The organism is Ensifer adhaerens, from assembly GCF_002940685.1.
Classification (GTDB): Bacteria; Pseudomonadota; Alphaproteobacteria; order Rhizobiales; family Rhizobiaceae; genus Ensifer; species Ensifer adhaerens_E.
The window spans coordinates 362574-377308 of sequence record NZ_PNFP01000001.1 but is presented as its reverse complement, the minus strand read 5'-3'; the positions used below and the strand labels follow the sequence as shown (position 1 = coordinate 377308).

Annotated in this window: 14 protein-coding genes; 7 read left to right on the top strand and 7 right to left on the bottom strand. The window is 63.7% G+C overall.

The window, feature by feature from the left end; translation table 11 throughout:
- Nucleotides 1-154 precede the first annotated feature (154 nt).
- On the top strand, nt 155-1348 hold the full coding sequence (gene dapE / locus C1A35_RS01945) for a succinyl-diaminopimelate desuccinylase (protein WP_104662675.1): 1194 nt from the start codon (nt 155-157) through the stop codon (nt 1346-1348).
- Complete coding sequence (locus C1A35_RS01940; protein WP_104662674.1) at nt 1335-1934, top strand: hypothetical protein; 600 nt, start codon at nt 1335-1337, stop codon at nt 1932-1934. The genes dapE and C1A35_RS01940 overlap by 14 nt, the downstream gene beginning before the upstream one ends.
- Before the next feature lie 10 nt (nt 1935-1944).
- Here the strand turns inward: C1A35_RS01940 and truA are convergent, their stop codons facing one another.
- The 3 genes from truA to def form a co-directional block, all read right to left on the bottom strand.
- Entirely contained in the window at nt 1945-2688 is a 744-nt protein-coding gene (gene truA, locus C1A35_RS01935; RefSeq protein WP_104662673.1) for a tRNA pseudouridine(38-40) synthase TruA, read from the bottom strand.
- Complete coding sequence (gene fmt, locus C1A35_RS01930) at nt 2688-3623, bottom strand: methionyl-tRNA formyltransferase (RefSeq protein WP_104662672.1); 936 nt, start codon at nt 3621-3623, stop codon at nt 2688-2690. Before fmt ends, truA begins: the two co-directional genes overlap by 1 nt.
- Before the next feature lie 163 nt (nt 3624-3786).
- Entirely contained in the window at nt 3787-4311 is a 525-nt protein-coding gene (gene def, locus C1A35_RS01925) for a peptide deformylase (protein ID WP_104662912.1), read from the bottom strand.
- A gap of 151 nt (nt 4312-4462) precedes the next feature.
- On the opposite strand from def, the gene C1A35_RS01920 reads away from it, so the two are divergent.
- The 3 genes from C1A35_RS01920 (at nt 4463) to C1A35_RS01910 (ending at nt 9400) form a co-directional block, all read left to right on the top strand.
- Complete coding sequence (locus C1A35_RS01920; RefSeq protein ID WP_104662671.1) at nt 4463-5656, top strand: DNA recombination protein RmuC; 1194 nt, start codon at nt 4463-4465, stop codon at nt 5654-5656.
- Between the two features lie 51 nt (nt 5657-5707).
- Nucleotides 5708-6607: a ribokinase gene (locus tag C1A35_RS01915; RefSeq protein WP_104662670.1), complete on the top strand. Its 900-nt coding sequence runs from the start codon at nt 5708-5710 to the stop codon at nt 6605-6607.
- Nucleotides 6608-6988: 381 nt separating this feature from the next.
- Nucleotides 6989-9400 carry a methyl-accepting chemotaxis protein gene (locus C1A35_RS01910; protein ID WP_104662669.1) on the top strand — a complete coding sequence of 804 codons (2412 nt, stop codon included), beginning with the start codon at nt 6989-6991 and terminating at the stop codon, nt 9398-9400.
- A 75-nt stretch (nt 9401-9475) separates the two neighbouring features.
- On the opposite strand, the gene C1A35_RS01905 is transcribed toward C1A35_RS01910, so the two are convergent.
- Complete coding sequence (locus tag C1A35_RS01905) at nt 9476-10420, bottom strand: nucleoside hydrolase (RefSeq protein ID WP_104662668.1); 945 nt, start codon at nt 10418-10420, stop codon at nt 9476-9478.
- A gap of 261 nt (nt 10421-10681) precedes the next feature.
- Between C1A35_RS01905 and C1A35_RS01900 the strand changes: the two genes are divergently transcribed.
- Entirely contained in the window at nt 10682-11113 is a 432-nt protein-coding gene (locus tag C1A35_RS01900; protein ID WP_104662667.1) for an Hsp20 family protein, read from the top strand.
- A gap of 47 nt (nt 11114-11160) precedes the next feature.
- The gene (locus C1A35_RS01895; RefSeq protein ID WP_077962565.1) at nt 11161-11418 is read left to right on the top strand and encodes a DUF1150 family protein; all 258 of its coding nucleotides are present in this window, start codon (nt 11161-11163) and stop codon (nt 11416-11418) included.
- 443 nt (nt 11419-11861) lie between these two features.
- Here the strand turns inward: C1A35_RS01895 and trmB are convergent, their stop codons facing one another.
- From trmB to C1A35_RS01880, 3 genes are all read right to left on the bottom strand, one after another.
- Entirely contained in the window at nt 11862-12560 is a 699-nt protein-coding gene (gene trmB, locus C1A35_RS01890) for a tRNA (guanine(46)-N(7))-methyltransferase TrmB (protein WP_104662666.1), read from the bottom strand.
- A gap of 167 nt (nt 12561-12727) precedes the next feature.
- On the bottom strand, nt 12728-13996 hold the full coding sequence (metK, locus tag C1A35_RS01885) for a methionine adenosyltransferase (RefSeq protein ID WP_104662665.1): 1269 nt from the start codon (nt 13994-13996) through the stop codon (nt 12728-12730).
- Between the two features lie 201 nt (nt 13997-14197).
- The gene (locus tag C1A35_RS01880; protein ID WP_104662664.1) at nt 14198-14617 is read right to left on the bottom strand and encodes a helix-turn-helix domain-containing protein; all 420 of its coding nucleotides are present in this window, start codon (nt 14615-14617) and stop codon (nt 14198-14200) included.
- Between the last annotated feature and the right edge of the window lie 118 nt (nt 14618-14735).

Sequence of the window (14735 nt, the reverse complement as noted above, 5' to 3'; positions counted from 1 at the left end):
TCCGCCCAGGCGCGGCGCCGTTCTGCGTCTCGCGCGCCAGTTGCCCATCTCACGCGTCGGGTCGCCATCTTGCGTGACAGTTCGCTGGCGATCGGATAAACCAGCAGCCTCCATTCCCAAGGCCCCCGCGGCCATGCAGACGGCATAGCGTTAGATGACCTCCACCGATCCGATCGCCAATCTCGCCACCCTCATCCGTTGCCCCTCGGTCACCCCGGCCGAAGGCGGAGCGCTTGCAGCACTCGAAACCATGCTGAAGCCGCTCGGCTTTGCAGTCGACCGCGTGGTGGCGAAGGACGTTGGCACGCCCGACATCGAGAACCTCTATGCGCGGCTCGGGACCGAGGGCCCGCACCTGATGTTCGCCGGCCATACCGACGTCGTTCCCGTCGGCGACGAGGCCGCCTGGAGCCACGGGCCGTTTTCGGCCGACATCGCCGGCGGAGAAATGTACGGCCGCGGCGCGGTCGACATGAAGGGCGGCATCGCCTGCTTCGTCGCCGCCATCGCCCGCCATATCGAAAAGCATGGGGCCCCGAAGGGCTCGGTTTCCTTCCTCATCACCGGCGATGAAGAAGGCCCGGCGATCAACGGCACCACCAAGCTCCTGCAATGGGCGGCTGACAAGGGCGAGCGCTGGGATGCCTGCCTCGTCGGCGAGCCGACCAACCCAGACCAGCTTGGCGATATGATCAAGATCGGCCGCCGTGGTTCGCTCTCCGGCCGCATCACCGTTCACGGCGTGCAGGGCCATGCGGCCTATCCGCATCTCGCCGACAGCCCCGTGCGTGGCATCCTGCAGCTGACGCAGGCGCTGATGGACCCGCCCTTCGACAACGGCACCGAGAGCTTCCAGCCCTCCAATCTGGAAGTGACGACGATCGATGTCGGCAACGGTGCGGTCAACGTCATACCGGCCAAGGCGACGGCCGCCTTCAACATCCGCTTCAACGACACCTGGACGGCGGAAAGCCTGATGGCCGAGATCATCGCCCGGCTCGACCGTGCGGCGGCAAGCGGCAACCTGCGTCCGGACCGCGCGCCGGTCCGCTACGAGATCGCCTGGGCCGAGCGCCCGAGCCACGTGTTTCTCACACGCAACAATGCGCTGATCGAATCGCTCTCCGGCGCGGTGGAAGCCGTGACGGGGCGTCAGCCGAAGCTGTCGACGACCGGCGGCACCTCGGACGCACGCTTCATCAAGGATTACTGCCCGGTGGTCGAGTTCGGCCTCGTCGGCCAGACGATGCACATGGTCGATGAGCGCGTCGCCGTCGCCGATCTCGAGACGCTGACGAACATCTATGAAACGTTCATCGCCCGCTGGTTCGGCCATGCCGCTGCTTGATGAGGTGCTTGCCTATATCCGGGGGCTCTGGCTCCTGGCGCAGGGTAAAGAAGAAGGCTTCCGCTGGCTGGATTTCAGCGAGAGCGGCCTCTGGCGCTCCTTCACGTCCATGCTCTGGTGCCTGCCGGCGATTGCCGTCACCTGGGCGTCCTGGCGGCTCTACTATCTCTCGGTCATGCCTGACGGCACCACGATCGGCATCGGCTTCATCTTCAAGCTTTTGGTTGTCGATCTCGTCAGCTGGCTGTTGCCACTGGTGCTGATCGCCATCCTGTCACGCCCGCTCGGCTTTGCCGGAGCGGTGGTGCCGATCGTCGTCACCACCAACTGGCTCTCCGTGCCGCTCTCCTATGCCATGGCGGTGCCGGCGGCGATCCGTGTCGTCATTCCCGGGAGCCAGGGGCTGACGAGCTTCATCTGGCTGACGCTGCTCGTCATCAGCATCGCGGTGCTCTTCCGGCTTCTGCGCATGGTGACGGGCAACCAGACGCTGCTTGCCTCAGCGCTGACGGCGCTCTTCCTGCTGCCGTCGATGATGATCGGCGATCTCCTGCAGCGCTTCTTCGGCCTGATCCCGACAAGCTAAGATTTCGGGATCAGTAATCCACCTGAAGGAAATAGAGCCCGGCCGGCGGCGCCACCGGGCCGCAGGCCTTGCGGTCGCGCGCTTCAAGCGCGGCCTGCAAATCGTCCGGCGTCCACTTGCCTTCCCCCACCAGCTTCAGCGAGCCCGCGAAGGACCGGATCTGGTTGTGCAGGAAGCTCTGCGCCGTCGCGCGGATTTCGATGACGCCGGCGACCAGGGCCACGTCCAGCCGGTCGAGCGTGCGCACCGGGCTCGTCGCCTGACAATGGGCGGAGCGGAAGGTGGTGAAATCGTGATGGCCGACGAGCCGCTGGGCACCCGCATGCATCGCCGCATGGTCGAGCGGCTTCGGCACCCACCAGGCTCGCCTGGCTTCGAGCGCCAGCGGCGCCGGACGTGAAATGATGCGGTAGAGATAATGCCGGCGCAGCGCCGAGAAACGCGCATCGAATTGCTCGGACACTTCCTCGGCCTCGAGGATCGCCACGCGCTCACCGGCAAGCCCCAGATGGGCGTTCAGCGCGTTGCGCAGCGTATAGGGCTTCCACGGACGGGTGAGATCGGCATGCATCACCTGGCCGCTGGCGTGCACGCCCGAGTCCGTACGGCCGGCACCGCGGATGGACACGGTCTCGCCGGTGAGCGACAGGATCGCCTTTTCGATCGCCCCTTGCACGGACTGGCCGTTGTCCTGCCTTTGCCAGCCGACATAGTCGGAGCCGTCATATTCAACGGTCAGCTTGAATCGCGGCATCAGCCGACCCTCGTGCCGGCAGCCACCGGCGTTCCGCGCAGGAAGTCGGCCGCACCCAACGCCTTGCCGCCGGCGCGCTGCAGGCGGGTGAGGCGCACGGCGCCTTCGCCGCAGGCAATCGTCAGATTGTCGTCGAGCACCGTGCCGGCCTCGCCGGCGCCGGCTGCCAGTTCGGAGTTCAGCACCTTGATACGTTCCGGCTTCCCGGCAATCTCGAGCTCGAACCAGGCGCCCGGGAACGGCGACAGGCCGCGGATATGATCGTGCACCTCTTTTGCGCTGCGGGCAAAATCGATGCGCGTTTCCGTCTTGCTGATCTTTGCGGCATAGGCGACACCCTCGTCGGTCTGCGCCGTCAGCGGCAGGTCGCCGGCTTCGAGCTTGGCCATCGCCTCCCGCATCAACGTCGCGCCCACCTGCATCAGCCGGTCGTGCAGCTCGCCGCCGGTCATGGTCTCGCCGATCTGGACAACCTTGGTGAGCGCGACGGGGCCGGTGTCCAGTCCCTTGTCCATCTTCATCACCATCATGCCGGTCTCAGGATCGCCGGCCATGATGGCGCGCTGGATGGGGGCAGCGCCGCGCCAGCGCGGCAACAGCGAAGCGTGGCCGTTGTAGCAGCCGTATTTGGTGCCGGTGAGGATCGCCTCGGGCAAAAGCAGGCCATAGGCGACGACGACGGCGACATCGGCGTCGAAGTCCCGGAAGGTCTGGCGGTCCGCCTCGTCCTTGAAGTTGACCGGCGTCAGCACGGGAATCCCGAGCAACTCGGCCGCCTGATGCACTGGCGATTTCTGCAGGTCGAGCCCGCGCCTGCCGCCCGGCCGCGGCGGCTGGGTATAGGCGGCGACAATCTGATGGCCCGCCTCGGCAAGTGCCGCCAGCGTCGGCACCGAGAATTCCGGCGTACCCATGAAGATGATGCGAAGCGACAAGGCGGTAACTCCGTCCTTTCAGATCACTTCATGCGGGGAAACGGCGAAATGATCTCATTCTCTAAAAACAGGACAATTCCAGGAAAGCCGTCTCACGCTCTTCCTGGAATGTTCAACGGGTTCCCGCCTTCAAGCTTTCGCGCGATCTTCCGCGATCGAAGGCTCAGATCGCCTTTGCGCCGCGCGTCTTGGCGGCCTTGGTGAACTTGCGGATCACCATGTCGCGCTTGAGCTTGGAGATATGGTCGATGAACAGCACGCCGTTCAGGTGATCGATCTCGTGCTGCAGGCAGGTGGCGAGCAGGCCGTCGGCCTCGATCGTCTGTTGCTTGCCGTCGCGGTCGAGGTGCCTGACGGTGATGACAGCGGGGCGCTCGACCTCGGCGTAATAGTCGGGGATCGACAGGCAGCCTTCCTCATAGACCGAGCGTTCATCGGAAGACGCAACGATCTCGGGGTTGATGAAGACGAGAGGCGTCTTCTCGTCGCCCTCTTTCGAGACGTCGAGCACCAGCATGCGTCTGGCGACGCCGATCTGGATCGCGGCAAGGCCGATCCCAGGGGCGTCGTACATGGTTTCGAGCATGTCGTCGGCCAGACGGCGGACGTCCGCGTCGATGGTTTCGATCGGCGTGGAAACCTGGCGAAGCACAGGATCGGGAAGGATGATAAGCGGCTTGATCGTCATGTTGCTCCCATAGCCGATCTTTCCGTCGGCGTGCAAGGAAATTGCCTTGCCACCCGCAGCAGCCCTTGCTGCATCGGCCCGCGTTAACTGCATCGGTCGAATGTTCTTGTTTTGATCTATCCATAACCGAAGAATCTGTTAGGTTTGACGCATGGAACCTGCGCCCCTCCCCTTCGCCCAGCCGCTGTTTTTCGTCGGCACCCTGCCGATCACCCTGGGCCATCTCGCGATTGCCGCCGGCCTTGTCGTCGCGGCTGCTCTTGTGATGGCGTTTTCCCGGCGGCGAGACACCCGTGACGAGGAACGACAGGAACAGATGGCGATGCTGCTCGCCGCCCAGACGGAGATGCAAGGGCGGGTCGCCGCCATGGCCGAGGTGTTCGGGGCGCGGCAGGCGGAGCTCAACCAGACGCTCAGCCAGCGCATCGACGGCATGACCCACCGCATCGGCGCCTCGATCAGCGAACAGACCAAGGCGACGCATGAAAATTTGCGCCGGCTGCAGGAGCGCCTCGCAGTCATCGATACGGCCCAGAACAACATCCAGGCGCTTGCCAAGGACATGGCCGGGCTGCAGGCCATTCTGTCGAACAAGCAGACGCGCGGCGCCTTCGGCCAGTCGCGCATGGAAGCGATCATCGCTGACGGACTGCCGATGGGCGCTTTCGAGTTCCAGGCGACGCTGTCGAACGGGGCACGTCCCGACTGCACCATCCGCATGCCGAACGGCCAGCCGCCGCTCGTCATCGACGCCAAGTTCCCGCTCGAAGCCTGGAATGCGATGCGGGATGCACCCACGCCGGAACGCCGCCAGCAGATCGCGCAGCTCTTTCGCCGCGACATGGAAACCCATGTGCGCGATATCGCCGGCAAGTATCTGATCCCGGGCGAGACGCAGGACACCGCCTTCCTCTTCGTACCGTCCGAATCGATCTTTGCGGAGATCCACGAGCATTTCGAAGCGATCGTGCAGAAGGCGCACCGCCAGCGGATCGTCATCGTTTCGCCGTCGCTGCTCTTGCTGTCGATCCAGGTGATCCAGGCGATCCTCAAGGATGCGCGCATGCGTGAGCAGGCGCATCTGATCCAGGGCGAAGTTGCGAGATTGATGGAGGACCTCGGTCGTCTCGACGAGCGCGTGCGCAAGCTTCAGGGCCACTTCGCCATGAGCCAGAAGGATGTCGAGGATATCCTGGTTTCCTCCAGCAAGCTCACCCGCCGCGGCGCCAAGATCGAGGCGCTCGAACTTGAAGCGGAAGGTGGCGCACGGGACACAGGCGACCAGCGTGCCGCGGTCGACAACCGCGTCGGGCAATTGCGCCTGCGGGTGGTTGACGAGGACTGAGGCTGTCGGGCACTCTCCGGCCCAATTCGCAAGCCGACAGGATAGTTTCAGATGATTACTGTTTTTGGGTCCATCAACATGGATCTGATCGCCACCACCGCACGCCTTCCGAAGCCCGGCGAAACCGTCGCCGGCACCGGCTTTTCGACCGCCGCCGGCGGCAAGGGCGCGAACCAGGCGCTCGCCGCACGGCGTGCCGGCGCAACGGTCAAGATGGCGGGTGCCGTCGGCGCCGACAGTTTTGCCGAAGGCGCGCTGGAACTGCTGAAGGCTGCGGGCGCCGACCTGTCGCTGACCAAGACGGTCAGTGAGCCGACGGGCACCGCCCATATCCTGGTCGGCGGTGACGGCGAAAATGTCATCGTCGTCGTCGCCAGCGCCAACGCGACCGTCAACGAGGCCGATGCCACGAAGGCGGTCGACGGGATGAAGCCCGGCGACACGCTGATGCTGCAGCTCGAAATTCCGGCTGCTTCCGTCGAGAAGGCGCTCAATGCCGCCAAACAGAAGGGCATACGTTCGGTCATCAACATCGCGCCGCTGACGCCTGAGGCAGCCCGCCTCGGCCGGATGGCCGATATCGTCATCGCCAACGAGACCGAGTTCGAACTGCTCGCCGGCAAGAGCGGCATCAGCAGTGCGGAGCGCGAGGAGGCGATGAAGGCGCTTCACGCCGAGACCGGCCAGACCGTGATCGTCACGCTCGGCGCCGAGGGCGTCGTCGCCGTGCACGAAGGCGAGATCCAGCGCGCCAAGGGCCTGAAGATCGAGCCGGTCGACACCGTCGGCGCCGGCGACACCTTCTGCGGCTATCTCGCAGCCAGCCTCGACGCCGGCATCGCCTTCCCCGATGCGTTGCGCCGCGCGGCCGTCGCCGGTTCGCTCGCCTGCCTGAAGAGCGGCGCCCAGCCTTCGATCCCGCTTGCGGCCGACGTGGCATCGCGCCTCTAGACCACGATACCTTGGGTCAGTGCGGCTGAGGTCAAAGCCATCTGATGCGGGCGGTAATCGCCCGCTTTTTTCTTGACGGCGGTCTTGCGCCGCTCGTTTCCAGCCGGCTCAAATTCCCTCGTGCGCAATCCGGACAGCCGATGTCGCGGAGGCAAAACTTTGCGCGCAATTTTATGCAAGCGACGCGTAAAATAGCCCTCGCGTTGGCCCTATCTTAAGAATCTCCAGTCTATTCAGGACCCTGAGAGAGCCGGTCACGACGACCCGGTCGCCTCCAATATGCCGGTCGGCATCTGACGCTCCATGATGGAGTTCACCCCCATTGCGAAATGCGTCCACCGCAGGCGAGAGCCGGCGGACCTCCCAGCACGTGAGGATTTCATGTTCAAGTTCCAAGCCAAATCGCTGGCGACCAAACTGATCGCGGTGACAGGCGGCACAATTGCACTCGTCCTGCTCGCTTCGAATTTCGTTCTCATCTCCCAGACCCAGGACCGCGTCGAAACGCTGGTTCTCGAACAGGCAAACGGCGAGGCCCGCGCGATCGCCTCCGACATCGCCGGCGACGTCGGCGAACTGGCAAGTGCCGCCCGCTCGATGGCCGGCGTCATCGGCCGCGCGCATGCCGAAAAGTCGATGGAACGCACCGGGGTGATCAACGTCCTCAGGGCAAATCTCGAGCAGAACCCGTTTGCCTTCGGCAGCTGGTTCGCCGAAGAGCCCAAGGCCTTCGACGGTCGCCAGGAAGACGTCGTCAACAACAAGGAACTGGGCGGCAACGACCTCGGCATCTTCACGCCCTACTGGTCGAAGACCCGCAACAACGAAATCCAGTACTCCACCTTCAAGGCCGATTATCCGGCCGAGTGGTATGCGCTCGCGGCAAAGAGCGGCAAGGGCGCGATCACCCAGCCCTACACCGCCGAAGGCACCGACGTTCCGACCGCGATGAGCTCGATCGCCTATCCGGTCATGTCCGGCGGCAAGCTGATCGGCGTCTCCGGCGTCGACATCTCGCTCGCCTCGCTCGCCGAAGGCCTTGCGAAGCTGAAGCCGTTCGAAACTGGCCGCGTCTACCTGCTGTCGCAAAGCGGCAAGTGGCTGGTTGCGCCGATCCCGGAACTGCTGCTCAAGGACTATGACGGCGAAGGCAACGACATCGTCAAGAACGCGCTCGCCTCGGGCAAGCCGGGCATCATCTCCAACCTTTCCTATGACGGCAATGAACCCTTCGACCGCCTCGTCTATCCGTTCGCGCTTTCCGGCGTGAACACCAGCTGGATCGTGCTCGTCGACGTGCCGCGCAGCGCGATCAACGCACCGGTCAAGGATCAGACCTACATGATGATCGTCGGCGGCCTCGTCGTGCTCGGCGCCGTGCTGCTCGGCCTCTACCTGGCCGTCCGTGGCTTCGTGCAGAAGCCGCTCGCCGCACTCGTCAAGGGCGTCAACAATCTCAGCCACGGCGACTACACCAAGGCGATCGCCGGCCAGGATCGTTCCGACGAGACCGGCGAGGTCGCCAAGGCGCTCGAAGGCTTCCGCCACCAGCTTGCCGACACGAAGCGCCTCGAAGGCGAAGCCCGCCACGAGCGCGAACAGGCCGAGCGCGAACGCGGCCGGTCGGAGACCGAACGCGCCGAATCGAGCGCGCTCCAACGCGACATCGTCGCCCGCCTCGGCAAGGGCCTTTCGCATCTGTCTTCAGGTGATCTCGCCTTCCGCATCACCGACGACTTCCCGGGTGAATACGCCCAGCTCAAGCGTGACTTCAACGCGACGATGGAGAGCCTCGAAGAGACGATCCGCACCGTCAACCACTCGGTCGTCAACATCGGCAACGGCACCAGCGAAATCAGCAGTGCTGCCAACGACCTGTCGCACCGCACAGAGCAGCAGGCCGCAAGCCTCGAGGAAACGGCTGCCGCCCTCGACGAGCTGACCTCGCAGGTCAACGCCAGCGCCGAAAACGCCAAGGTCGCCGCGAAATCGGTGGAAGCGGCCAGCAGCGATGCCGGACAGTCGGGCGAAGTGGTGCAGAAGGCGATTGCCGCGATGAAGGGCATCGAGCAGTCGTCGCACGAGGTCAGCCGCATCATCGGCGTCATCGACGAAATCGCCTTCCAGACCAACCTTCTGGCGCTCAATGCCGGCGTCGAGGCGGCCCGTGCAGGTGATGCCGGCAAGGGCTTTGCCGTCGTCGCCCAGGAAGTGCGCGAACTCGCCCAGCGCTCGGCAAACGCCGCCAAGGAGATCAAGACGCTGATCAACACCTCGGCCGGCCAGGTGCGCGAAGGCGTCGATCTCGTCGGCAAGGCCGGTGGGGCACTTGAGAAGATCGCCGAACAGGTGGTTCAGATCAACGGTCTCATCCGCCAGATCTCCAGCTCCGCTTCGGAACAGGCGGTCGGCCTCAAGGAGATCAACTCGGCCGTCAACCAGATGGACCAGGTGACCCAGCAGAACGCCGCCATGGTCGAGGAAACGACCGCGGCCGGCATGGCGCTCAACGAGGAGGCGCGCACGCTCAACACGCTCGTCGCCCGCTTCCGGGTCGCGCAGGCGACGGCATCGGCCCAGCCGTCGTCGGCAGTGATGCTGCGCGGCACGGCCGAGCGCATGCGCGCCGCCGAACGTCCAGCCCCGGTGCCGGCACCCGCCCGCGAGGCACGCCCCGCTCCGACCGCCGCGGCAAGCCCGGCGCGTGGCGGCTACTCGGCCTCGACGCAGAAGGTGCTTGCTCAAACCTCGGGCGCCAACGCGCTTGCCCAGGACAATTGGGAAGAGTTCTGATCGCCAGACGCCAACATGAAAAACGGCGCCCTTCGGGGCGCCGTTTTTGTTTGAGCCTTCTAGCCGAAGTCTGGTTCAGATCCTGGCCAGGCGTTCCGTCAGCAGATCGAAGAAGCCCTGGTCGTCGACGAAGCGCATGACCTTGGCGTTGTGCGGCCGGCCGGTGACCTGCCACCAGTCGACGACGGTCATGCCGGCCGTCAGCTCCGACTTGGTTTCGATCTCGACGTTGCAATCCCGGCCGGTGAAAAGCTCGGGGCGCAGCAGATAGGCAATGACGGTCGGGTCGTGCAGCGGGCCGCCGTCGGTGCCGTATTTCTCGATATCGAAGCGTTCGAAGAATTCGAGCATCTCGGCCATGGCGATCGCCGGGCGGCTGCCGATGTCGCGGATCTTCTGCACACGCGCCTTGTGGGTCAGCACCCGGTGGGTGACGTCGAGCGGCATCATCACGATCGGAATGCCCGAGCGGAAGACGATATCGGCGGCCTCGGGATCGACATAGACGTTGAACTCGGCGGCGGGCGTGATGTTGCCGCCCTCGAAGAAGCCGCCGCCCATCATCACCAGTTCCTTGACCCGCGGGGCGATGTCAGGCGCCTTCTGCAGTGCCAGCGCGACGTTGGTGAGCGGACCGAGCGTGCAGAGCGTCACGGAGCCCTCTGGCTCCTTTCGCAACGTCTCGACGATGAAGTCGACCGCATGCTGCTCCTCGAGTTTCATCGTCGGCTCGGCAAGCTCCGGACCGTCGAGTCCGGTCTTGCCGTGCACGTGCTCGGCCGTCACCAGCGGACGGGCGATCGGCTTGTCGGCGCCCGAGAACACCTTCACCTTCGGCCGGTCACAAAGCTCGCAGAGAATGCGCGCGTTACGGGCCGTCAGGGCCAGCGGCACGTTGCCGGCGACAGCGGTGATGCCGAGAAGATCGATCTCTTCCGGGCTGCCGAAGGCGAGCATGATGGCGGCGGCATCGTCCTGCCCGGGGTCGGTGTCTATGATTATCTTTCTCGGCACGGGCACTTTCTCGTCCTCCCTGGATCACGCTGTTCGGGTCGATCCGACCCGAACCCGGCGCGATCGATACTTTGCATTGGGCCGGACGGGAGTAAACGCCCTGGCGTTCCTTTGTCCCATTCCCGGAATCTGCGAGAGCGGACTATGATTTGCGTGCACGCCGGAGGCAAGCGGCTTGCACTCATTGCGCACAGCTACCATATTGCGGAGAGGATGCTGCAAGGCAGGTCCGGACAACGGTCGCTTGATCTCGCAAGGACTTGAAGAATGAGCCGAATTACGCCTTTTACGAGCCCGCTGCTGTTGGGTTTCGATACGATGGAAAAGACCCTTGAGCGCATCGCCAAGGGCAACGACGGATACCCGCCCTACAACATCGAGCGCATCCGTGGCGATGATACGTCCGATGCACCGGAACGTCTTCGCATCACGCTGGCGGTGGCCGGCTTTTCCGACGAAGACCTCGAAGTCACCACCGAAGAAAACCAGCTCGTCATCCGCGGCCGGCAGATCGACAACGGCGACCGAGACTACCTGCACCGCGGCATTGCCGCTCGCCAGTTCCAGCGCACCTTCGTTCTTGCCGATGGCATGAAAGTTCTCGGCGCTGAACTGCGCAACGGTCTGCTTTCGGTCGATCTCGTTCGTCCCGAACCGGTGCGTATGGTAAAGAAAATTAACATTTCAGTCCCAGAGTAGGATAACCGGCGGGATTTTCCCCTCACCGGCGACCACGGAGTGTCACCATGGGACTGAAAGACATCAGCTCGTCACTGTCGAAGAACGACCTTGCGCATCTGGGCGAGGGCGAAGTCGGCTACATCCGGAAAATGCGCTCGGAAGAAGTCTCGCGCTGCTTCCCGGAAGCACCGGAGATGGGACCGGGTATCGATCTCTGGGCGCTGTTCGGCGCCGACGGCACACCGATCCTCCTGACGGACAATCGCTCCAGCACCTTCTTCAAGGCAGCAGAGGACGATCTGAAGACGGTCACCCTGCACTGATCGGGCTGCCATCGCTGATGGCGGCACCATGATGCTTCACTGGAAGCCGTCGCTCGCGTGAGCGACGCAAGCCCGAGCGGAAAACCGCCTCGCACTTTTCCCGGAATCGATCTTTCAGCGCCCGCAATTCCGGACGGAAAACCGCTTCGCACTTTTCCTGGAATTGAGCTTCCAGTCCGCAATTCCGGACGGAAAACCGCTTCGCACTTTTCCTGGAATTGAGCTTCCAGTCCGCAATTCCGGACGGAAAACCGCTTCGCACTTTTCCTGGAATTGAGCTTCCAGTCCGCAATTCCGGACGGAAAACCGCTTCGCACTTTTCCTGGAATTGAGCTTCCAGTCCGCAATTCCGGACGGAAAACCGCTTCGCACTTTTCCTGGAATTGAGCTTCCAGTCCGCAATTCCGGACGGAAAACCGCTTCGCACTTTTCCTGGAATTGCTTTAGACGCGCCGGAAGGTGAGGTAGGCGGAACTGCGCCCTTCTCGGCGTGCCTTGGCCTCGTAGCGCGTGCTCGGCCATCCCTCGTAAGGCGTCAGCCAATCGGACGCCGTCTCTGCCGTCCACTCGAAGGCTGCGTGATCGCGGCAGTGCAGAAGGGTCCAGTTGACGTAGGTATCGATATCCGAGGCGAAGCAGAACAGGCCGCCGGGCTTCAGCACGCGCGCGAAGCGGTCGAGATTGACCTTGGAGACAAAGCGGCGCTTCCAGTGTTTGCGCTTCGGCCACGGGTCCGGATAGAGCAGGTCGATCTGGTCGATCGACGCGGCCGGCAGCCAGTCGAGCACCTGGGTGGCGTCGTCGTCGTAGAGCCTGATGTTGCTGACGCCGCGCTCCTCGATGTGGCCGACGAGCTTGGCCATGGAATTGACGAAGGGCTCGACGCCGATGAAACCCGTCGACGGCGTTTCGGCAGCACGGTGGATCAGGTGTTCGCCACCGCCGAAGCCGATTTCGAGGCGCATGCGGTCCACGCCTTGCGGGTACATCGACTTCAGGTCAGCCGGAGCCGCGCTCGAAAGGTCGAGCTTCAGCGTCGGCAGCACGGCCTCCAGATGCGCCGCCTGCCGTTCGCGCAGCGGCTTGCCCTTGCGGCGGCCGAAGAAGGCCTCGGTTGCTCTGGCGCGGCGCGGTTCGGTCATGTCGTCTTTCCCTTGGTCACACTGATCCCGGATCAGACCAACCCAAAATCAAAATGAACGAAGCGGGCGCTCCTTGCCGGAGCGCCCGCCCTGATGTTCGCAAACGCCTGATAGCAGGCCGTTGCGCTATCTTCAATGCGCGGCGTGACGCCGCGCCCCATCGCCTGTTAGGCGGCGGCGCGGCCGTTGACGGCGCCGCTCTGCTCGATCGCAGCCTTCAGCGGCTTCACCAGGTCGAGCTTCTCCCAGGAGAAGGAACCGTCGCGGCCAGCCTTGCGGCCGAAATGGCCATAGGCGGACGTCTTGGCATAGATCGGCTTGTTGAGATCGAGATGACGGCGGATGCCGGTCGGCGACAGGTCCATCGTCTGACGGATCGCGTGTTCGACCTGGTCTTCCGAAACCTTGCCGGTGCCGTGCAGGTCGACATAGATCGACAGCGGCTGCGCGACGCCGATGGCGTAGGAGAGCTGGATCGTGCAACGGTCGGACAGACCGGCCGCAACGACGTTCTTTGCCAGGTAGCGAGCGGCATAGGCAGCCGAACGGTCGACCTTGGTCGTGTCCTTGCCCGAGAAGGCGCCGCCGCCATGCGGTGCGGCACCGCCGTAGGTGTCGACGATGATCTTGCGGCCGGTGAGGCCGGCGTCGCCGTCCGGGCCGCCGATGACGAACTTGCCGGTCGGGTTGATGTACCAGGTGCAATCGTCGGCGATCTTCAGATCGTCGAGGGCTTCGCGGATATAGGGCTCAACAACAGCGCGAACCTTGGCCGAATCCCAGGTGTCATCGAGGTGCTGCGTCGACAGAACGATCGAGGTGACTTCCGTCGGCTTGCCGTCGACGTAGCGTACGGTGACCTGGCTCTTGGCATCCGGGCCGAGCTTGGCGACTTCGCCTTCGCCCTTCTTGCGGGCGGCGGCGAGCAGGTTGAGGATGCGGTGCGAGTAGTAGATCGGCGCCGGCATGAGTTCGGCGGTCTCGCGGCAGGCGTAACCGAACATGATGCCCTGGTCGCCGGCACCTTCTTCGCCCTGCTTGTCGGCGGCGCTGTCGACGCCCTGGGCGATGTGGGCGGACTGGAAGTGCAGGAGCACGTCGATCTTCGCGGTCTTCCAGTGGAAGCCGTCCTGCTCATAGCCGATCTCGCGGATCGCCTTGCGGGCGGCGGACTTGAACTTCGAGGGGTTGATGACGTCGTTGCCGTCCTTGTCCTTCTTCAGAAGGCTCGGCGGCAGGCGCACTTCGCCGGCAATCACGACGCGGTTGGTGGTCGCCAGCGTCTCGCAGGCGATACGCACGCCCCAAGGATCGACGCCGGTCTTGGCCGCTTCGCGGTAGACCAGATCCACGATCTCGTCGGAGATACGGTCACACACCTTGTCCGGATGACCTTCGGCTACGGATTCACTCGTGAACAGGTAGTTTGCACGCATGCGGGAAGTCCCCTCAATGAAGAAAAAGCGCTGGCACGGTGTTAGTGGTTTTGCGACCGAAAAACAAGCACACAACGACATAAATATATCTTTATGTCGCCATTGCAGCCAATCACTTTGATGCGCCAGGGGAAAGCCGCGCAAGAAAAAAGCGGCACAAATGGCCGCTTTGTTTTCAAGTCCCGACGGGGAACGTTGGAACTATTCGCTTTCTGCTTCCGCAGCGAGTGCCTTGACGAGATCGACGAGCCGGCGGCGAACCTTCGGGTCGGTGATCTTGACGAAAGCGCGGTTGAGCTGCAGCCCCTCGGAGGACGACAGGAAATCGACGACGTAGTTCGAGCTGGAAGCTTCTGCCATGCCGGGCTGGCCGGCAGCGTTTTCGCCCGGGGCATCCTCGAAGAAGAAGGAAACCGGAACGTTCAGGATGCCTGAAATGTTCTGCAACCGGCTGGCGCCGACGCGGTTCGTGCCCTTCTCGTACTTCTGGATCTGCTGGAAGGTGATCCCCAGACTTTCGCCGAGCTTCTCCTGGCTCATGCCAAGCATCGTACGGCGAAGACGAATCCGACTTCCGACATGAATGTCGATCGGGTTCGGCTTCTTCTTGTTTTCGATCATATCTGCGTTCCCAAACACGCTGTTTCGTTTATCCACCGCCCGGCATGAGACCTTCGTTCACCGAAGCGAACGCCACGGTGATGGAACAAGGTCACCACAACAAGGACGATGGTGCGGA

Excerpts from the sequence above, each read along its gene's own strand:
- C1A35_RS01915 (WP_104662670.1), top strand. The coding sequence starts at position 5,708 with ATGATTACTGTTTTTGGGTCCATCAACATGGATCTGATCGCCACCACC.
- trmB (WP_104662666.1), bottom strand. The coding sequence starts at position 12,560 with ATGACCGAACCGCGCCGCGCCAGAGCAACCGAGGCCTTCTTCGGCCGC.
- C1A35_RS01895 (WP_077962565.1), top strand. The coding sequence starts at position 11,161 with ATGGGACTGAAAGACATCAGCTCGTCACTGTCGAAGAACGACCTTGCG.
- C1A35_RS01880 (WP_104662664.1), bottom strand. The coding sequence starts at position 14,617 with ATGATCGAAAACAAGAAGAAGCCGAACCCGATCGACATTCATGTCGGA.
- C1A35_RS01940 (WP_104662674.1), top strand. The coding sequence starts at position 1,335 with ATGCCGCTGCTTGATGAGGTGCTTGCCTATATCCGGGGGCTCTGGCTC.
- C1A35_RS01920 (WP_104662671.1), top strand. The coding sequence starts at position 4,463 with ATGGAACCTGCGCCCCTCCCCTTCGCCCAGCCGCTGTTTTTCGTCGGC.
- C1A35_RS01900 (WP_104662667.1), top strand. The coding sequence starts at position 10,682 with ATGAGCCGAATTACGCCTTTTACGAGCCCGCTGCTGTTGGGTTTCGAT.
- metK (WP_104662665.1), bottom strand. The coding sequence starts at position 13,996 with ATGCGTGCAAACTACCTGTTCACGAGTGAATCCGTAGCCGAAGGTCAT.
- def (WP_104662912.1), bottom strand. The coding sequence starts at position 4,311 with ATGACGATCAAGCCGCTTATCATCCTTCCCGATCCTGTGCTTCGCCAG.
- dapE (WP_104662675.1), top strand. The coding sequence starts at position 155 with ATGACCTCCACCGATCCGATCGCCAATCTCGCCACCCTCATCCGTTGC.
- C1A35_RS01910 (WP_104662669.1), top strand. The coding sequence starts at position 6,989 with ATGTTCAAGTTCCAAGCCAAATCGCTGGCGACCAAACTGATCGCGGTG.
- truA (WP_104662673.1), bottom strand. The coding sequence starts at position 2,688 with ATGCCGCGATTCAAGCTGACCGTTGAATATGACGGCTCCGACTATGTC.